Below are 19055 nucleotides of genomic sequence, written 5' to 3'. Positions count from 1 at the left end.
CCCCTTGTGGGAGCGGGTTTACCCGCGAAGGCGTCGGACCTGGCGATAGAGGTTGTCGCTGCCGACGCTTTCGCGGGTAAACCCGCTCCCACAGGGACCGTGTCGGCTGAACATGGTTTGAGAACATGACAGCATGCCCACCAAAGAACATCACCCCAGCGACCTGATCCGTGCCCGCGACCTCGAGGGCGTGGACGTGTGGGCGCTGCCCAGCTTCGACCCGGAACCGGAGCCTGAACCCGAACCAGAGCCGGAACCCGAGGTCATCGAGGAAGAAGTCGAGGAAGTGCCGCTGGAAGAAGTCCAGCCGCTGACCCTGGAAGAACTCGAGGCCATCCGCCAGGAAGCCTACAACGAAGGCTTCGCCACCGGTGAGCGCGAGGGCTTCCACAGCACCCAGCTCAAGGTTCGCCAGGAAGCCGAAGAGGCCCTGAAAGCCAAGCTGGAAAGCCTTGAACGGCTGATGGCCAACCTGATGGAGCCGATCGCCGAACAAGACACGCAGATCGAGAAAGCCCTGGTCCACCTGGTGGCGCACATGACCCGCCAGGTGATCGGTCGCGAACTGCGGGGCGATTCCAGCCAGATCACCCAGGTACTGCGCGAAGCGCTCAAGCTGCTGCCCATGGGCGCGGACAATATCCGCATCCACCTCAACCCGCAGGATTTCGAGCTGGCCAAGGCCCTGCGCGAACGCCATGAGGAAAGCTGGCGGCTGCTGGAAGACAGCGCGCTGCTACCGGGCGGTTGCCGCATCGAGACCGCCCACAGTCGCATCGACGCGACCATGGAGACTCGCATCGAGAAGGCCGTGGCGCAACTGTTCGACCAGTTGCACGACCATTCGCTGCACCCGGCGGCACCGGACATGTCGATAGACCTGGACACCCCGCCAGACCGCACCGTGGACAGCCCAGATGCACCTTGAGCGCACCAGTTTCGGCAAGCGCCTGGGCAGTTATGCCGAGGCCATCGAACTGCCGGTCCAGCCCATCGTCGAAGGCCGCCTGCTGCGCATGGTCGGCCTCACCCTGGAAGCCGAAGGCTTGCGCGCCGCAGTCGGCAGCCGCTGCCTGGTGATCAATGACGACAGCTACCACCCGGTGCAGGTCGAAGCCGAAGTCATGGGCTTTGCCGGGCCCAAGGTATTCCTCATGCCCGTCGGCAGCATCGTCGGTATCGCCCCCGGCGCCCGTGTGGTGCCGCTGGATGACGGCGGTCGCCTGCCCATGGGCATGAGCATGCTCGGCCGGGTGCTCGACGGCGCTGGCCGCGCGCTGGATGGCAAGGGCGGGATGAAGGCCGAGGACTGGGTGCCGATGGACGGCCCAGTGATCAACCCGCTGAACCGCGACCCCATCAGCAAGCCGCTGGACGTTGGCATTCGCAGCATCAATGGGTTGTTGACCGTCGGTCGCGGCCAGCGTCTGGGCCTGTTCGCCGGTACCGGTGTGGGCAAGTCGGTGTTGCTGGGCATGATGACCCGCTTCACCGAAGCCGAGATCATCGTCGTTGGCCTGATCGGTGAGCGGGGCCGCGAGGTCAAGGAATTCATCGAGCATATTCTGGGTGAAGAAGGCCTCAAGCGCTCGGTGGTGGTGGCTTCGCCCGCCGACGATGCGCCGCTGATGCGCCTGCGCGCCGCCATGTACTGCACACGTATTGCCGAGTACTTCCGCGACAAGGGCAAGAACGTGTTGCTGCTGATGGACTCGCTGACCCGTTTCGCCCAGGCCCAGCGGGAAATTGCCCTGGCCATCGGCGAACCGCCGGCTACCCGGGGTTACCCGCCGTCGGTGTTCGCCAAGCTGCCCAAGCTGGTGGAGCGGGCGGGCAATGGCGAGCCGGGGGGTGGTTCGATCACCGCGTTCTACACCGTCTTGTCCGAGGGCGATGACCAGCAGGACCCGATTGCCGACTCGGCGCGCGGCGTACTCGATGGCCACTTCGTACTGTCGCGCCGGCTGGCCGAGGAGGGTCATTACCCGGCCATCGACATCGAAGCCTCGATCAGCCGGGTCATGCCCCAGGTGGTCGATGCCGACCATCTGCGCCAGGCGCAGAAGTTCAAGCAGTTGTGGTCGCGCCTGTCGCAAAGCCGCGACCTGATCAGCGTGGGCGCCTATGTGGCCGGAGGCGACCCGGAAACCGACCTGGCCATTGCCCTGCAATCGAAGCTGGTGGATTTTTTGCGCCAGGGCCTGCGCGAAAACGTGGGCATGGCGCAAAGCCGCGAACAGTTGGGGGCGATCTTCACGCCCCCGGCAGGCTGATAGGCCGTGGCGCTGCCCGGACGCGCCGCGCGCCTGGCGCCGGTGGTGGACATGGCCGAGGAGGCCGAGCGCAAGGCAGCCCAGCGCCTCGGGCATTTCCAGCAGCAGGTGGCCACAGCCCAGGCCAAGCTGGCCGAGCTCGAGCGGTTTCGTGAGGATTACCAGCTGCAGTGGATCAACCGTGGCGGGCAGGGGGTCAATGGCAGCTGGCTGGTCAATTACCAGCGCTTCCTCGGGCAGCTGGAAACGGCCATGACCCAGCAGCGCCAGAGCCTGGTCTGGCACCAGAACAACCTCGACAACGCACGCGGCACCTGGCAGCAGGCCTACGCCCGGGTCGAAGGCTTGCGCAAGCTGGTGCAGCGCTACCTGGACGAAGCCCGGCGCGCCGAAGACAAGCGCGAGCAGCGGCTGCTCGACGAGCTGTCGCAGCGCCTGCCGCGGCAAGCTCACCTATAGGTTTGTCACGGGCCTTGCAGCGCCTGTGAGATCGCGCGCCGCCCGCGCGGCGCATCGCGAGCAAGCTCGCTCCTACATCTGTTTCGGGCCAGTTATTCCTGAGGCAGAGGCGCGCGGTCCTTTTGGTGGCCACCTCGATATTGTGCCGGACAAACAAGGCGGTCGCGCGCGCCGGTACAGGTGTTACTGGCCCGAAACAGATGTAGGAGCGAGCTTGCTCGCGAAGCGCCGCGCGGGCGGCGCTCGACCTTGCAGGCGCTGCAAAGCCTATGACGAATACTTGCCACCCCTATTACCGCCTGCTAAACCTTTAAGGAGTTGCATCCGCCATCATCGAAGGAATCGCTAGCATGGCAGTCGAGACTGATTTTTCGCAGGACGGGAAAAAACTGACGATCAAGATCAAGGGGCGTTTCGATTTCGGCAAGCATCAGGAATTCCGTGACGCCTACGAACGCCAGCCCAGCCGGCCCGATTCGGTGGTCGTCGACCTGAAGGACACCACTTACCTCGACAGTTCCGCACTCGGCATGCTGCTGTTGCTGCGCGACCACGCGGGCGGCGATGAGTCGGATGTGCGCGTGGTACATGCCAGCTCCGATGTGCGCAAGATCCTCGCCATCTCCAATTTCGAAAAACTCTTCGATATCAGTTGAGCGCCGACATGCCGGCCGAACAGGCGTTGACCGTGCTGGTCGCCGAAGACGGTGCCGCCGACCGCATGCTGCTGGCGCAGATCGTCCGCCGACAGGGCCATCAGGTATTCACCGCGGAAAACGGCGAGCAGGCGGTGGCGCTGTTCATCGAGCGGCGCCCGCAGCTGGTGCTGCTGGATGCGCTGATGCCGGTGATGGATGGTTTCGAGGCGGCGCGGCAGATCAAGGCCCTGGCCGGCGAGGCGCTGGTGCCGATCATTTTCCTGACCTCGCTGAATGAGGAGGAGGGCCTGGTGCGCTGCCTGGAGGCCGGTGGCGATGACTTCATGGCCAAACCTTACAGTGCGGTGATCCTTGGTGCCAAGATCCGCGCCATGGACCGCCTGCGCCGGTTGCAGGCCACCGTGCTGGAGCAGCGCGACCAGATTGCCCGGCACCACCACCACCTGCTCAACGAGCAGCGAGTGGCCAAGGCGGTGTTCGACAAGGTGGCCCACTCCGGGTGCCTGACCGCGCCCAACATCCGCTACCTGCAATCGCCCTATGCGCTGTTCAATGGTGACCTGATGCTGGCCGCGTTCACCCCGTCCGGCGACATGCGCGTGCTGCTCGGCGATTTCACCGGCCACGGCTTGCCGGCGGCGGTAGGGGCCATGCCGTTGGCCGACGTGTTCTACGGCATGACCGCCAAGGGCTACGGCATGGCGCAGGTCCTGCGCGAGATGAACGCCAAGCTCAAGCGCATCCTGCCGGTGGACATGTTCTGTTGTGCGCTGCTGCTCAACCTCAGCATGCAGCGCGGTTCGGTGGAAGTGTGGAACGGTGGCATGCCTGACGGCTATCGCCTGGCGGTGGATGGCCAGGTGCTGTCGGCGCTGAGTTCACGACACCTGCCGCTGGGCATTCTGGATGCCGAGCGTTTCGATGACAGCACCGAGGTGTTGCCGTTGGCGCCCGGCGAGCGCCTGCTGCTGCTGTCGGACGGCGTGCTCGACACTGCCGACGACCAGGAGCGCTTGTTCGGCGTGCAGCGCCTGCGCAGGGTGCTGGCCGACAACCGTGACCCGGTACGGCTGTTCGACGAAGTGATGCAGGCCCTGGAGCGCTTTGGCGGGCGACCGCGCGATGACATCAGCCTGTGCGACATCCGGATGTTCAGCGCCGAGGAGCGGGTGCCGGCGCCAATGATCTACTCTGATAGCGGCCGCTCCAGCCCGCTGGACTGGTCGCTGGGGTTCGAGGTGCGGGGCGAGAGCCTCAAACGCTTCAACCCGGTGCCGTACCTGGTGCAATTGTTGCAAGAGATTCACGGCCTGCGCGCGCGTACCGGCAACCTGCACAGTGTGCTCAGCGAATTGTATTCCAATGCCCTGGAGCATGGTGTGTTGGGCCTGGACTCGCAGCTCAAGTGCGATGGGCAGGGCTTTGCCGACTATTATCAGGAGCGCGCCCGGCGCCTGGGGTTGCTGACCGACGGTTACGTGCGCGTCGATTTCAAGGTTGAACCGCTTGCCGAGGGTGGGCGTCTGAAGATCGAGGTCCGTGACAGTGGTGCCGGGTTCGATGTGCAGCGGGTGCTGTCGCGGCCCGCGCTGGAGCAGGGGCTGAGCGGGCGTGGCCTGAACCTGGTGCGGCGGCTGACCAGCAGCGCGCGCTGGAGTGAGGGCGGGCGCTGCGCGCATGTGGAGTTCGTCTGGTGAGCCGCAGGCTGGCTCGGGCATAATCTGGCTTGATCAAGGAGTGAACAAGTGACTGACATGCATATTGACCACAAGGTGCTCAGTGACCTGCGTGAGGTCATGGAAGAGGGCTACCTGCAGTTGGTGCAGACTTTTCTCGACGACTCCGAAAGGCGCCTGGGCCAGCTGCACGCGGCCAAAAGTGCCGAAGAGCTTGGTTCCGCGGCCCACAGTTTCAAGGGCAGCAGCAGCAACATGGGCGCAGTTGCGTTGGCCAGCCTGTGCCAGCAGCTGGAGGAGCGCGCGCGGCGGCCCCCGCTGTATGGCATCGAGGACTTGATCAACCGTATCGACCAGGAGTTCCTTGAGGTGCAGCGCTTCTACCGAGGTGAGCAGCAACGCATTTCGGCGGGTTGATACACGACTTGGCGCGAGTCTTGCCTGTCTGTGGCTGGATGATTTTTTTGTTTCTGGCGCGGAGACCGCTCGATGCCTGTCGCACCCAACCCATTGCTGCAAGGCAACACTGTTGCCAAGACCTCGCGTTCGGCCAACGCACAGGCCGACAAACCGCTGCAGGCGCCGGGCGACAAGGGTGACGGCTTTGGTCAGGTGATGGCCAGGCAGGGTCGCGACAAAGTCGCCGGGCAGGACGATAAGGTGGCTCAGGCCAGGCCCAAGGACAAACCCGAGGCGGCGCAGGGCGGCAAGAAAGACCCTGCCGACAAGCCCGCGGTTGCCGATGACGGCAAACAATTGCCAGCCGATGACCAGGTCCAGGCCGATACCGGCTTGCGCGATGCCAGCCTGGTGGCCGGCCAGATCACCGACGCCCAGCCAGGCGCACAACTGATCCAGGCCCAGGCCGAGGCGGTGGCACCGGTGCTTCAAGCCGCCACGGCGCAGGTGCAGACGTCGGTCACGGCCGCGCTGCCCGAGGAGCCGGCCGCCGAGGAAGCCTTCGACCCTGACGCCGACCCTTTGGCCAACCTGCCGACCTTGCGTCTGGCGCTGGAGCACAGCGCCCAGGCCAAGGGGGCGACCTCGGCGCATGCCCTGGACCCTGCGCAGGCTCAAGGCGAGGAGGGGCAGGTGGCCGTCAATACCTTGGCGAATCTGGTCGAGCCTGCCGAGGGTGAAAAAGGTGAGCCTGGCGACAGGGCCTTTGGTGCCTTGCTCGAAGATGGCCTGAAGGACACCAAGAGCGCCGGCAGCGATACGCGCGTCGACGATTTCGCCAACCGCCTGGCCAACCTGACCCAGGCCGCCACGGCCAAGACCGCCAATGCCGTGCCGGCCAATGCCAGCCCATTGCATCAGCCGCTGCCGATGAACCAGAACGCCTGGGCCGAGGGCCTGGTCAACCGGGTCATGTACCTGTCCAGCCAGAACCTCAAGTCGGCGGATATCCAGCTGGAGCCGGCGGAACTGGGCCGCCTGGACATTCGCGTCAATGTTGCGACGGACCAGTCGACCCAGGTCACCTTCATCAGCGGCCACGCCGGCGTGCGTGACGCCCTCGACAGCCAGGTGCACCGCCTGCGCGAGCTGTTCGCCCAGCAAGGGCTGGCGCAGCCGGATGTCAACGTGGCCGACCAGTCGCGCGGGCAGCAACAGCAGCAGGGGCAGGCGCAAGGCAGCAACCTGTCCGGGGTGGCGGCGCGCCGGGCCGAGCAGGGGGACACCGAGACGGTCGATAGCGCCCGGCCTGTGGCGCAGCAGGTGGTAGTGGGTGACAGTGCGGTCGATTATTACGCTTGATGTAGGGCTCGGTTTTTTTGGCGCCTGTGAGATCGAGCGCCGCGCGGGCGGCGCTCGATCTCACAGGCGCAACATCCCCCAAGCCAAAATCTGGCATAACACTTGCTCAGCCAAGCCATCCTCCCTTGAACCCCCGATGGACGACGGATTATTGGCATGGCGAAGAGCGAAGCAGTCAAAGACCCCGCCACTAAAGGCAAACTCAAGCTGATCCTGCTGGCCGTAGTGGGCCTGTTGCTGGCGATCGGCCTTTCGGTGGGCGCTACCTGGTTCATCATGCACAAGAGCGAGCCGGCCCCGGCCGCCGAACCTGCAGCCAGCAACGTCAAGCCTGCGGCCATCTACGAAGCGCTGGCCCCGGCCTTCGTGGTCAACTTCAACCAGAACGGTCGCCAGCGCTACATGCAGGTGAGCATCACCCTGCAAGCGCGCAACCAGGCCGACCTGGATGCCCTCAAGGTGCACATGCCGGTGATCCGCAACAACCTGGTGATGATGTTCTCCGGGCAAGGCTTCGACACCTTGGCCGGTAGCCCGGTGGGGCAGGAAATGCTGCGCCAGAAGGCCACCGCGGTGGTCCAGGAAGTGGCGCAGAAGGAAGTCGGCAGGCCGGTCGTCGACCAGTTGCTGTTCACCAATTTCGTATTGCAGTAGGAGTCCGCAATGGCCGTACAGGACCTGCTGTCCCAGGATGAAATCGATGCCCTGTTGCATGGCGTTGACGACGGGCTGGTGCAGACCGAGAGTGCATCCGAGCCTGGCAGCATCAAAAGCTACGACCTGACCAGTCAGGACCGTATCGTGCGGGGTCGCATGCCGACCCTGGAAATGATCAACGAGCGCTTCGCCCGTTACACCCGTATCAGCATGTTCAACCTGCTGCGCCGCTCCGCCGACGTGGCGGTGGGTGGCGTGCAGGTGATGAAGTTTGGCGAATACGTACACTCGCTGTACGTGCCGACCAGCCTCAACCTGGTCAAGATCAAGCCGCTGCGCGGCACCTCGCTGTTCATCCTCGACGCCAAGCTGGTGTTCAAGCTGGTGGACAATTTCTTCGGTGGCGACGGCCGCCACGCCAAGATCGAAGGCCGTGAGTTCACGCCCACCGAGTTGCGGGTGGTGCGCATGGTGCTGGACCAGTGCTTCGTCGACCTCAAAGAAGCCTGGCAGGCCATCATGCCGGTCACCTTCGAGTACATGAACTCCGAGGTCAACCCGGCCATGGCCAACATTGTCGGCCCCAGCGAGGCGGTGGTGGTGTCCACCTTCCACATCGAGCTGGACGGCGGTGGCGGCGACCTGCACGTGACCATGCCGTACTCGATGATCGAGCCGGTGCGGGAAATGCTCGATGCCGGTTTCCAGTCCGACCTCGACGACCAGGACGAGCGCTGGATCAAGGCCTTGCGCGAGGACGTGCTGGACGTGGCCGTGCCGCTGTCTGCCACGGTCGCCCGGCGCCAGTTGAAGCTGCGCGACATCCTGCACATGCAGCCTGGCGACGTGATCCCGGTGGAGCTGCCCGAGCATCTGGTGCTGCGCGCCAACGGCGTGCCGTCGTTCAAGGCGCGCCTGGGCTCGCACAAGGGCAACCTGGCGCTGCAGATCATCGACCCGATCGAACGCCGCTGACGGCGTGCCGGTCGCTCATAACGAATTGAATGCCTGTCGAGGAAACCATGGCTAACGAAAACGAGATCACCTCCCCAGAGGACCAGGCACTGGCCGATGAGTGGGCTGCGGCACTGGAAGAAACCGGTGCAGCCGGCCAGGCTGACATCGATGCACTGCTGGGTGGCGACACCGGTAGCAGCACCGGCGGCGCGGGTCGCCTGCCGATGGAGGAGTTCGCCAGCTCGCCGAAGCCGAGCGAAAACGTCAGCCTGGAAGGCCCTAACCTGGATGTGATCCTGGACATTCCGGTGAGCATTTCCATGGAAGTGGGCAGTACCGAAATCAACATTCGCAACTTGCTGCAGCTCAACCAGGGCTCGGTGATCGAGCTCGATCGCCTGGCCGGCGAGCCGCTTGACGTGCTGGTCAACGGCACGCTGATCGCCCATGGCGAAGTGGTGGTGGTCAACGAAAAGTTCGGCATCCGCCTGACCGACGTGATCAGCCCCAGCGAACGTATCAAGAAGCTGCGCTGAGTGAAGGGCACGATGCGCGCCATCGCGGCCTTCGCCGCGCTGCTCGCCAGCCAGGCTTGCCTGGCCGCGGCTACGCCGGCGGCGACCCCGGTAGCTGCGCCTGGCAGCCTCGGCGGGCAACTGGCGCAGATGGTCTTCGGCCTGCTGCTGGTGGTCGGCCTGATCTTTTTCCTGGCCTGGTTGCTGCGGCGTCTGCAGAGCACGGCGGTCAAGGGCGGGCAGGTGATCGAGATCGTCGGCAGCCGGGCCATCGGCCCGCGTGACCGCCTGCTGCTGGTGCAGGTGGGCAAGGAGCAGATCCTGATCGGCCATACCCCCGGCAGCATCGAGGCCCTGCATGTGCTGGCCGAACCCGTGGAAGTGCCGGAAAGCGCCCGCCAGGCGACGCCGGAGTTTGCCCAGCGGCTGATGGAGCTGATGGGCAAGGACCCTAAGGACAAGTTGTGATGAGCGGCGCGCTGCGTACGTTGTTGAGCTCTTTATTGGGTGTGGCGCTGCTGCTGGTTGCGCCGCTGGCCCTGGCCGCCGACCCGCTGTCGATCCCGGCCATTACCCTGTCCAATACCCCGGACGGGCAGCAGGAATATTCGGTCAGCCTGCAAATCCTGCTGATCATGACGGCGCTCAGTTTCATCCCGGCGTTCGTCATCCTGATGACCAGCTTCACCCGCATCATCATCGTGTTCTCGATCCTGCGCCAGGCGCTAGGCTTGCAGCAGACACCGTCGAACCAGTTGCTCACCGGCATGGCGTTGTTCCTGACCATGTTCATCATGGCCCCGGTATTCGACCGGGTGAACCAGGACGCGCTGCAGCCGTACCTGAAGGAGCAGATGACCGCCCAGCAGGCCATCGACAAGGCCCAGGGGCCGCTCAAGGACTTCATGCTGGCGCAAACCCGGCAAAGCGACCTCGACCTGTTCATGCGCCTGTCCAAGCGCACCGATATCGCCGGCCCGGACCAGGTGCCGCTGACGATTCTGGTGCCTGCGTTTGTCACGTCCGAGCTGAAGACCGCGTTCCAGATCGGTTTCATGATCTTCATTCCGTTCCTGATCATCGACATGGTGGTGGCCAGTGTGCTGATGGCCATGGGCATGATGATGTTGTCGCCGCTGATCATCTCGCTGCCGTTCAAGATCATGCTGTTCGTGCTGGTCGATGGCTGGGCGCTGATCATGGGCACCCTGGCCAGCAGTTTCGGCGGCGTCTGACGCCGTCAAGGAGAGCCGCCGATGACACCTGAAGTTGCTGTCGACCTGTTCCGTGATGCCTTGTGGCTGACCACCCTGATGGTCGCCGTGCTGGTGGTGCCGAGCCTGCTGGTGGGCCTGGTGGTGGCGATGTTCCAGGCTGCCACGCAGATCAACGAACAGACCCTGAGTTTCCTGCCGCGCCTGCTGGTGATGCTGATCACGCTGATCATCGCCGGGCCGTGGCTGGTGCAGAAGTTCATGGAGTACATCACCAGCCTCTATACCAACATCCCGCAGCTGATCGGTTGACGCGGCGATGCTTGAGCTGACCGACACGCAGATCGGCACCTGGGTCGCCACCTTCATCCTGCCCTTGTTCAGGGTGACCGCGGTGCTGATGACCATGCCGATCTTCGGCACTCGCATGCTGCCGGCGCGGGTGCGCCTGTACGTGGCGGTGGCGATTACCGTGGTGATCGTGCCGGCGCTGCCACCCCTGCCGGAATTCGACCCGCTGAGCCTGCGTGGTTTGCTGCTGTGCGCCGAGCAGATCATTGTCGGCGCGCTGTTCGGCCTGGCCTTGCAGCTGCTGTTCCAGGTCTTCGTGATAGCCGGGCAGATCGTCGCGGTGCAGATGGGCATGGCCTTCGCTTCGATGGTCGACCCAGCCAATGGTGTCAACGTCACGGTGATCAGCCAGTTCATGACCATGCTGGTGAGCGTGTTGTTCCTGCTGATGAACGGCCACCTGGTGGTGTTCGAGGTGCTGACCGAAAGCTTCACCACCTTGCCGGTGGGCAACGCGCTGGTGGTCAACCACTTCTGGGAGCTGGCCGGGCGCCTGGGGTGGGTGTTCGCCGCCGGCCTGCTGCTGATTCTGCCGGTGATCGCCGCGCTGCTGGTGGTGAACATTGCCTTCGGTGTGATGACTCGCGCCGCACCGCAGTTGAACATCTTCTCTATCGGTTTCCCGCTGACCCTGGTCATGGGCATGTTCATTTTCTGGGTCGGCCTGGCCGATGTGCTGTCCCACTACCAGGCGTTGGCCAGCGAAGCGCTGCAATGGCTTCGTGAACTGGCGAGGGCGCGCTGAGCATGGCGGAGAGCGAGAGCGGTCAGGACAAGACAGAAGACCCCACCGAGAAACGCAAGCGCGATGCCCGCGAGAAAGGCGAGATCGCGCGCTCCAAGGAGCTGAACACGGTGGCGGTGACCCTGGCCGGCGCCGGTGGCCTGCTGGCGTTCGGTGGCCACCTGGCCGAGACGCTGCTGGAGATGATGCGCATGAACTTCAGCCTGACCCGCGACATCATCGTCGACGACCGGGCCATGGGCGCCTTCCTGCTGGCCTCGGGCAAGATGGCGATATGGGCGACGCAGCCGGTGCTGATCCTGTTGTTCGTGATCTCCTTCGTGGCGCCTATCGCCCTGAGCGGTTTCCTGTTCTCCGGCAGCCTGTTGCAGCCCAAGTTCAGCCGCATGAACCCGTTGTCGGGGATCAAGCGCATGTTCTCGATGCATGCTCTGACCGAGCTGCTCAAGGCGCTGGCCAAGTTCTTCGTGATCCTGGTGGTGGCCGTGGTGGTCCTGGTCAACGACCGCCAGGCCTTGCTGTCGATTGCCAACGAGCCGCTGGAGCAGGCGATCATCCACAGCCTGCAGGTGGTTGGCTGGAGTGCGCTGTGGATGTCGGCCGGGCTGCTGCTGATTGCTGCGGCGGACGTGCCGTTCCAGCTGTGGCAGACGCACAAGAAAATGAAGATGACCAAGCAGGAAGTCCGCGACGAGTACAAGGACAGCGAGGGCAAGCCCGAGGTCAAGCAGCGTATTCGCCAGCTACAGCGCGAGGTGTCGCAGCGGCGCATGATGGCGGCGGTGCCGCAGGCCGATGTGATCATCACCAACCCGACGCACTATGCGGTGGCCCTGCAGTACGACCCGGAGAAGGGTGGGGCGGCGCCGTTGCTGCTGGCCAAGGGTACCGACTTCATGGCCCTGAAGATTCGCGAAATCGGTGTGGAGCACAAGATCCAGATCCTCGAATCGCCGGCCCTGGCGCGGGCGATCTACTACTCCACCGAACTTGAGCAGGAAATCCCTGCCGGGCTGTACCTGGCGGTGGCGCAGGTGCTGGCCTATGTGTTCCAGATCCGCCAATACCGGGCTGGCAAGGGCAAGCGGCCGGAGCCGCTGAAGGATGACCTGCCGATTCCGCCGGACCTGCGCCGCGACAGTTGACCTTGCATCAGGGCTTCTGGCCCTTTCGCGGGTGAACCCGCTCCTACAGGTCCTCAGCAGGCCTTGAAGGCTGTTCGGTCCCTGTGGGAGCGGGTTCACCCGCGAAGAGGTTGGAACAGGCAACATAAATCCCCCGTCGAGCAAAGTTGGAAAGCTTCTTGCAAAGCCAGCGCCAGGCGCCCCCTGTGCGTCAAAGTTTTGCATCAAGAGGACTCGCGGTGGATCGCACTCAGTTAATCAGCAACGCCCGTAACAACCTGGCCGGGCTCGGCCGGGGCAACCTGGGTGTGCCGCTGTTGCTGCTGGTGATGTTGGCAATGATGATGTTGCCGATACCGCCGTTCCTGCTCGACGTGTTCTTCACCTTCAACATCGCCCTGTCGATCGTGGTCCTGCTGGTCTGCGTGTACGCCTTGCGCCCGCTCGACTTCGCGGCGTTCCCCACCATCCTGCTGGTGGCCACGCTGTTGCGCCTGGCCCTGAACGTGGCCTCCACCCGGGTGGTCATGCTGCATGGCCAGGAGGGCCACGGTGCTGCCGGCAAGGTGATCCAGGCCTTCGGCGAGGTGGTGATCGGCGGTAACTATGTGGTCGGTGGCGTGGTGTTCGCCATCCTCATGATCATCAACTTCGTGGTGGTGACCAAGGGCGCCGGGCGTATCTCGGAAGTGAGCGCGCGTTTCACCCTCGACGCCATGCCCGGCAAGCAGATGGCCATCGACGCCGACCTCAATGCCGGCCTGATCGACCAGGCCCAGGCCAAGCACCGTCGTGCCGAAGTGGCGCAGGAAGCCGAGTTCTACGGTTCGATGGACGGTGCCAGCAAGTTCGTCCGCGGTGATGCCATCGCCGGCCTGCTGATCCTGTTCATCAACCTGATCGGCGGCATGCTGATCGGCATGCTGCAGCACGGCATGAGCTTCGGCGACGCCGGCAAGGTGTACGCCTTGCTGACCATCGGTGACGGTTTGGTGGCGCAATTGCCATCACTGCTGCTGTCCACCGCTGCCGCGATCATGGTTACCCGGGCCTCGGGCTCCGAGGACATGGGCAAGCTGATCAACCGGCAGATGTTCGATTCGCCCAAGGCCCTGGCGGTGTCCGGCGCGCTGATGATCGTCATGGGCCTGGTGCCGGGCATGCCCCACGTGGCCTTCCTCAGCCTCGGCCTGCTGGCCGGTGGCGGTGCCTACCTGGTGTGGAAGAAACAGCAGAAAGCCAGGCTGCAGGCGCAGCAGGAGGCGCAGCGCCAGCAGGACCTGCTGCCCTCGCCGCAGCGCGCACTGGAGACCAAGGAACTGGGCTGGGACGACGTCACGCCCATCGACATGATCGGCCTGGAGGTTGGCTACCGGCTGATCCCGCTGGTCGATCGCAACCAGGGTGGCCAGCTGCTGGCGCGGATCAAGGGCGTGCGCAAGAAGCTGTCGCAAGACCTGGGCTTCCTCATGCCCACCGTGCACATCCGCGACAACCTCGACCTGCAGCCCAGTGCCTATCGCCTGACCCTGATGGGGGTGATCCTGGCCGAGGCCGAGATCTACCCGGACCGCGAGCTGGCAATCAACCCGGGGCAGGTGTTCGGTACCCTCAACGGTATTGCCGCACGTGACCCGGCGTTTGGTCTGGAGGCCGTGTGGATCGACGTTGGCCAACGCTCCCAGGCGCAGTCGCTGGGCTACACCGTGGTCGACGCCAGTACCGTGGTGGCCACCCACCTCAACCAGATCCTGCAGAAGCACTGCCACGAGCTGATCGGCCACGAAGAGGTCCAGCAGCTGCTGCAAGTGCTGGCCAAGGCATCGCCTAAACTTGCAGAAGAACTGGTGCCTGGTGTCATTTCCTTGTCAGGCCTGCTCAAGGTGCTGCAAGCGCTGTTGTCGGAACAGGTACCAGTGCGCGATATTCGCAGTATCGCCGAGGCGATCGCGAACAACGCCGGCAAGAGTCAAGATACCGCCGCGCTGGTGGCGGCGGTGCGCGTCGGATTGTGTCGCGCCATCGTGCAAAGCATTGTCGGCGTTGAGTCGGAGCTGCCAGTGATTACCCTGGAGCCAAGGTTGGAACAGATTTTGCTGAATAGTCTGCAAAGGGCCGGGCAAGGTCAGGAAGATGGTGTTCTTCTGGAGCCGAGCATGGCCGAGAAGCTGCAGCGTTCGTTGATCGAAGCGGCCCAGCGCCAGGAAATGCAGGGCCAGCCGGCCATCCTCCTGGTCGCCGGCCCGATCCGTGCCATGCTGTCGCGTTTCGGTCGCCTGGCTGTACCGAATTTGCATGTTCTGGCGTATCAGGAAATACCTGACAACAAGCAAGTCACCATCGTTGCCACCGTGGGCCCTAACGGCTGAGGTAGGGGATAATGCAAGTTAAGCGATTTTTCGCCGCCGATATGCGTCAGGCCATGAAGCTGGTCCGCGATGAGCTGGGCGCCGATGCCGCCATCATTGGCAACCGCCGCATCGCCGGCGGTGTCGAACTGACTGCTGCGCTGGACTACAAGCTGTCCGCCCTGGCCCCGCGTGTGCCCAACGCCGAGCTGGAAGAAGAGCTGCGCAAGACCCATACGCGCATCGCCACTGCCCAGGCCGAGCTGGACCACCGCCCGGACACCAGCGACAACAACCGCCAATTGTTCGCCGGGCAGTCGCTGACCGCCGCCGAGCCGTTGATCGAACCCCATGTCGATGCTCCCGAGGCCGCTGCTGCAGCCCCTGCGTCGGCACCGGTCGACCCGCGCCTGTTCGATGCCATGCGCTCCGAGCTGTCGGGCCTGCGCGAGCTGCTGGAAGTGCAGCTCGGTTCGCTGGCCTGGAATCAGCTGCAGGGCAGCAAGCCGCAACAGGCCACCGTCTGGCGCCGGCTGCAGCGCATCGGCCTGTCCGGGCCGATCGCCCGCGAGCTGCTGGACCTGACCGCCGAGATCGATGAGCCACGCCACGCCTGGCGCATGCTGCTGGCGCACCTGGCGCGGATGATCGAAATCCCCGAGATCGAGCCGATCGAAGAGGGCGGGGTGATCGCCATGGTCGGCCCGGCCGGCATGGGCAAGACCACCACCCTGGCCAAGCTGGCCGCCCGCTACGTGCTCAAGTACGGCGCGCAGAACCTGGCGCTGGTGAGCATGGACAGCTTCCGCATTGGTGCCCAGGAGCAGCTCAAGACCCTGGGTCGTATCCTCAACGTGCCGGTGACCTATGTCGACCCGGGCCAGTCGCTGGCCGCGGCGCTGGAGCCGCTGCTGCGCAAGCGCGTGGTGCTGATCGATACCGCCGGCCTGCAGGCCAGCGACCCGGCCCTGCGCATGCAGCTGGAAACCCTGGCTGGGCGTGGCATTGCCGCGAAGAACTACCTGGTACTGGCCACCACCAGCCAGAAGCAGGTGCTGACCGCCGCCTACCACAGCTACAAGCGCTGCGGCCTGGCCGGCTGCATCCTGACCAAACTCGATGAAACGGCGAGCCTTGGCGACGTGCTGAGTCTTGCCATCAGTCATGAACTGCCAGTGGCCTACCTGACCGATGGGCCGCGCATTCCTGACGACCTGCACCTGCCTCGGGGGCACCAGTTGGTTACCCGTGCGGTCAATGTGCAGCAGCAGGACGAGCCCAGCGAAGAGGCCATGGCCGACATGTTCGCTGATCTCTATCACAACCCACGGCGAGCGGGTTGATGATGAAGCGTGTGCAAGGTAGCTATGCCAAAGGGTACGCAGAATTGCCCTACGTGTGGCCTGAGTCCCAGCGAGACAAGGTAAAGAACAGACATGGGTAGCATGCATCCCGTACAGGTGATCGCCGTGACCGGTGGCAAAGGTGGCGTCGGCAAGACTAACGTTTCAGTGAACCTGTCCCTGGCGCTGGCCGAGCTTGGCCGCAGGGTCATGCTGCTCGACGCCGACCTGGGCCTGGCCAATGTCGACGTGCTGCTGGGCCTTACACCCAAGCGGACCCTGGCCGATGTCATCGAAGGGCGCTGCGAGCTGCGCGACGTGATGCTGCAGGGCCCGGGTGGTGTGCGCATCGTGCCGGCGGCCTCGGGCACGCAGAGCATGGTGCACCTGGCCCCGGCCCAGCATGCCGGGTTGATCCAGGCGTTCAGCGAAGTTGGCGACAACCTTGACGTGCTGGTGATCGACACCGCAGCCGGTATCGGCGACTCGGTGGTCAGCTTCGTTCGCGCCGCCCAGGAAGTGCTGCTGGTGGTATGCGACGAACCGACCTCGATCACCGATGCCTACGCCCTGATCAAGCTGCTCAACCGCGACTACGGCATGAACCGTTTCCGTGTGCTGGCCAACATGGCGCAGAGCCCGCAGGAAGGGCGCAACCTGTTCGCCAAGCTGACCAAGGTCACCGACCGCTTCCTTGACGTTGCCCTGCAGTACGTGGGTGCCGTGCCGTATGACGAGTGCGTGCGCAAGGCGGTGCAGAAGCAGCGTGCGGTCTACGAAGCCTTCCCGCGCTCCAAGTGCGCACTGGCCTTCAAGGCGATTGCCCAGAAGGTCGACAGCTGGCCGCTGCCGGCCAACCCGCGCGGCCATCTGGAGTTCTTTGTCGAGCGCCTGGTGCGGCCCACCAGCGCGGGACCTGTGCTATGAATGCCAGCGGCTTCAAGATGTACAGCCGGGCGTCGAAAGACGCCCAGTACGAGCTGATCGAACGCTATGCCCCGCTGGTCAAGCGCATCGCCTACCACCTGCTGGCGCGGTTGCCGGCCAACGTGCAGGTCGAGGACCTGATCCAGGCCGGCATGATCGGCCTGCTGGAAGTGGCCAACAAGTACGACGCCAGCAAGGGCGCCAGCTTTGAAACCTACGCCGGCATCCGCATCCGCGGAGCCATGCTGGACGAAGTGCGCAAGGGTGACTGGGCACCGCGTTCGGTGCACCGCAACACGCGCATGGTCAGTGACGCGATGCGTGCAGTGGAAGCAAGAACCGGCCGCGACGCTAAAGATCATGAAGTTGCTGCCGAACTCCAATTGAGTCTCGATGATTACTACGGGATCCTGAACGATACCCTGGGCAGCCGCCTGTTCAGCTTCGACGACCTGTTGCAGGACGGCGAGCACGAAGGGCTGCATGAGGATGGCGCCAGTGGCCACGTCGAGCCTGCGCGTGGCCTGGAGGACGAGCGCTTCCAGGTTGCCCTGGCCGAGGCCATCGCCAACCTGCCGGAGCGTGAACGCCTGGTACTGGCGCTGTACTACGACGAAGAGCTGAACCTCAAGGAAATCGGAGAGGTGCTTGGGGTCAGCGAGTCGCGGGTCAGCCAGTTGCACAGCCAGTGTGCCGCGCGCCTGCGCAGCCGCCTGGGGGAATGGCGGGCGCGTTGAGCCCGGAGTCGTTGCAGTCGTTTTCCACGTGCGTTTTCCATGTTGCACCGATTTGATTGAATGCGCGCTCGCAGCCGAGCGCGTTTGAGACTGCTTGGAGGTCTACTTGAACAAAGACATGAAAATCCTCATCGTTGACGACTTTTCGACGATGCGGCGGATCATCAAGAACCTGTTGCGTGACCTGGGCTTCACCAACACCGAAGAAGCCGATGACGGCACCACGGCGCTGCCGATGCTGGAAAACGGCCATTACGACTTCCTGGTGACCGACTGGAACATGCCCGGCATGTCCGGTATCGACCTGCTGCGCAAGGTGCGTGCCAGCGACAAGCTGAAAGGCATGCCGGTACTGATGGTGACAGCCGAGGCCAAGCGCGACCAGATCATCGAAGCGGCCCAGGCCGGCGTCAACGGCTATGTGGTCAAGCCGTTCACCGCCCAGGTGCTCAAAGAAAAGATCGAGAAGATCTTCGAACGCGTCAACGGCTGAGTCACGTCAGGGGGCGCGCCATGGATTCATCACAAACGTCTTTGGGCGAGTTCGAATCGACCCTGAAGAAACATGCCCAGGAGCTGGTCGAAAGCCTGGAGCGGGGCCGTTTCGGCGAGGCGGTGCAGCTGATTCACGAGCTGAACCAGACCCGCGACCGCGGCCTGTACCAGGAAGTCGGCAAGCTGACCCGCGAGCTGCACAGTGCCATCGTCAGTTTCCAGATCGACCCGACCATGCCGCAGGCCGAGGAGGTGTCGCAGATAACCGACGCCACCGAGCGCCTGTCGTACGTGGTCAGGCTCACCGAGGGCGCGGCCAACCGCACCATGGACCTGGTCGAGGAAAGCACCCCGGTGCTCAACGACCTGGCCAGCGAGGCCAAGGCCCTGAGCACCGACTGGCAGCGCTTCATGCGCCGTGAAGTGGCCGCGCCGGAGTTCCGGGAGCTGGTCAAGCGCGTCGACAGTTTCCTGACGCACAGCGCCGAAGGTAATCGCAAGGTCGCCGGCCACCTCAACGACATTCTGCTGGCCCAGGACTATCAGGACCTGACCGGTCAGGTGATCAAGCGCGTCACCAACCTGGTCACCGAGGTGGAAAGCAACCTGCTCAAACTGGTGCTGATGGCCAGCCAGGTCGACCGTTTTGCCGGTATCCAGCATGACCACGATCAACTGCGCGCAGAAAAAGATCTAGAAAAACATCCGACTCGGGGTGAAGGTCCGCAGATTCATGCCGATAAGCGTGAAGACGTCGTGTCCGGTCAGGACGATGTCGATGATCTGCTGTCCAGCCTGGGTTTTTAAGGAGCAC

21 protein-coding genes are annotated in these 19055 nt (G+C 64.1%); all 21 read left to right on the top strand.

Going from position 1 to position 19055, the window contains the following annotated elements:
• Window positions 1-133 precede the first annotated feature (133 nt).
• Complete coding sequence (fliH, locus tag MKK04_RS19120; protein WP_207829747.1) at window positions 134-928, top strand: flagellar assembly protein FliH; 795 nt, start codon at window positions 134-136, stop codon at window positions 926-928.
• On the top strand, window positions 918-2273 hold the full coding sequence (gene fliI, locus MKK04_RS19115) for a flagellar protein export ATPase FliI (protein WP_207829750.1): 1356 nt from the start codon (window positions 918-920) through the stop codon (window positions 2271-2273). The genes fliH and fliI overlap by 11 nt, the downstream gene beginning before the upstream one ends.
• Window positions 2274-2279: 6 nt before the next feature.
• A complete protein-coding gene (gene fliJ, locus MKK04_RS19110) occupies window positions 2280-2732 on the top strand; it encodes a flagellar export protein FliJ (protein ID WP_233693723.1) in 453 nt (150 codons plus the stop codon).
• A gap of 350 nt (window positions 2733-3082) precedes the next feature.
• The gene (locus tag MKK04_RS19105; RefSeq protein ID WP_013973600.1) at window positions 3083-3388 is read left to right on the top strand and encodes an STAS domain-containing protein; all 306 of its coding nucleotides are present in this window, start codon (window positions 3083-3085) and stop codon (window positions 3386-3388) included.
• A gap of 8 nt (window positions 3389-3396) precedes the next feature.
• Window positions 3397-5088: a fused response regulator/phosphatase gene (locus MKK04_RS19100; RefSeq protein ID WP_233693722.1), complete on the top strand. Its 1692-nt coding sequence runs from the start codon at window positions 3397-3399 to the stop codon at window positions 5086-5088.
• Window positions 5089-5136: 48 nt separating this feature from the next.
• Window positions 5137-5484, top strand: a complete 348-nt coding sequence (locus MKK04_RS19095) for an Hpt domain-containing protein (protein ID WP_207829760.1) — start codon at window positions 5137-5139, stop codon at window positions 5482-5484.
• Window positions 5485-5556: 72 nt separating this feature from the next.
• Window positions 5557-6828 (top strand): flagellar hook-length control protein FliK, encoded by a 1272-nt coding sequence (locus MKK04_RS19090; protein ID WP_241105887.1) that lies wholly within the window; start codon window positions 5557-5559, stop codon window positions 6826-6828.
• Window positions 6829-6984: 156 nt separating this feature from the next.
• Window positions 6985-7482, top strand: a complete 498-nt coding sequence (gene fliL, locus MKK04_RS19085) for a flagellar basal body-associated protein FliL (RefSeq protein WP_207829775.1) — start codon at window positions 6985-6987, stop codon at window positions 7480-7482.
• A 9-nt stretch (window positions 7483-7491) separates the two neighbouring features.
• Window positions 7492-8460, top strand: coding sequence for a flagellar motor switch protein FliM (gene fliM, locus MKK04_RS19080; protein ID WP_207829787.1), 969 nt, complete (start codon window positions 7492-7494; stop codon window positions 8458-8460).
• 47 nt (window positions 8461-8507) lie between these two features.
• Window positions 8508-8978 (top strand): flagellar motor switch protein FliN, encoded by a 471-nt coding sequence (fliN, locus tag MKK04_RS19075; RefSeq protein WP_207829790.1) that lies wholly within the window; start codon window positions 8508-8510, stop codon window positions 8976-8978.
• A 12-nt stretch (window positions 8979-8990) separates the two neighbouring features.
• Window positions 8991-9425: a flagellar biosynthetic protein FliO gene (gene fliO, locus MKK04_RS19070; RefSeq protein WP_207829801.1), complete on the top strand. Its 435-nt coding sequence runs from the start codon at window positions 8991-8993 to the stop codon at window positions 9423-9425.
• Window positions 9425-10192: a flagellar type III secretion system pore protein FliP gene (gene fliP / locus MKK04_RS19065; protein WP_207829813.1), complete on the top strand. Its 768-nt coding sequence runs from the start codon at window positions 9425-9427 to the stop codon at window positions 10190-10192. The genes fliO and fliP overlap by 1 nt, the downstream gene beginning before the upstream one ends.
• A gap of 21 nt (window positions 10193-10213) precedes the next feature.
• Complete coding sequence (fliQ, locus tag MKK04_RS19060; RefSeq protein ID WP_063912833.1) at window positions 10214-10483, top strand: flagellar biosynthesis protein FliQ; 270 nt, start codon at window positions 10214-10216, stop codon at window positions 10481-10483.
• A 7-nt stretch (window positions 10484-10490) separates the two neighbouring features.
• The gene (fliR, locus tag MKK04_RS19055; protein ID WP_025340075.1) at window positions 10491-11267 is read left to right on the top strand and encodes a flagellar biosynthetic protein FliR; all 777 of its coding nucleotides are present in this window, start codon (window positions 10491-10493) and stop codon (window positions 11265-11267) included.
• Between the two features lie 2 nt (window positions 11268-11269).
• Window positions 11270-12412 (top strand): flagellar biosynthesis protein FlhB, encoded by a 1143-nt coding sequence (gene flhB / locus MKK04_RS19050; protein WP_207829815.1) that lies wholly within the window; start codon window positions 11270-11272, stop codon window positions 12410-12412.
• A gap of 218 nt (window positions 12413-12630) precedes the next feature.
• Window positions 12631-14760 carry a flagellar biosynthesis protein FlhA gene (gene flhA / locus MKK04_RS19045; protein ID WP_063912829.1) on the top strand — a complete coding sequence of 710 codons (2130 nt, stop codon included), beginning with the start codon at window positions 12631-12633 and terminating at the stop codon, window positions 14758-14760.
• 11 nt (window positions 14761-14771) lie between these two features.
• Window positions 14772-16082, top strand: a complete 1311-nt coding sequence (gene flhF / locus MKK04_RS19040; RefSeq protein ID WP_233687578.1) for a flagellar biosynthesis protein FlhF — start codon at window positions 14772-14774, stop codon at window positions 16080-16082.
• A 93-nt stretch (window positions 16083-16175) separates the two neighbouring features.
• Complete coding sequence (gene fleN, locus MKK04_RS19035; RefSeq protein ID WP_207829841.1) at window positions 16176-17009, top strand: flagellar synthesis regulator FleN; 834 nt, start codon at window positions 16176-16178, stop codon at window positions 17007-17009.
• Entirely contained in the window at window positions 17006-17746 is a 741-nt protein-coding gene (gene fliA / locus MKK04_RS19030; protein ID WP_063912826.1) for an RNA polymerase sigma factor FliA, read from the top strand. The genes fleN and fliA overlap by 4 nt, the downstream gene beginning before the upstream one ends.
• 118 nt (window positions 17747-17864) lie before the next feature.
• Window positions 17865-18239, top strand: coding sequence for a chemotaxis response regulator CheY (locus MKK04_RS19025; RefSeq protein WP_207829844.1), 375 nt, complete (start codon window positions 17865-17867; stop codon window positions 18237-18239).
• 20 nt (window positions 18240-18259) lie between these two features.
• On the top strand, window positions 18260-19048 hold the full coding sequence (locus tag MKK04_RS19020) for a protein phosphatase CheZ (protein ID WP_207829847.1): 789 nt from the start codon (window positions 18260-18262) through the stop codon (window positions 19046-19048).
• Window positions 19049-19055: the final 7 nt, after the last annotated feature.

This window comes from Pseudomonas sp. LS.1a, assembly GCF_022533585.1.
In the GTDB taxonomy this organism is placed as follows: domain Bacteria; phylum Pseudomonadota; class Gammaproteobacteria; order Pseudomonadales; family Pseudomonadaceae; genus Aquipseudomonas.
Note: the sequence above shows the minus strand (reverse complement) of the source record. Positions and strands in the feature narration are given on the sequence as shown.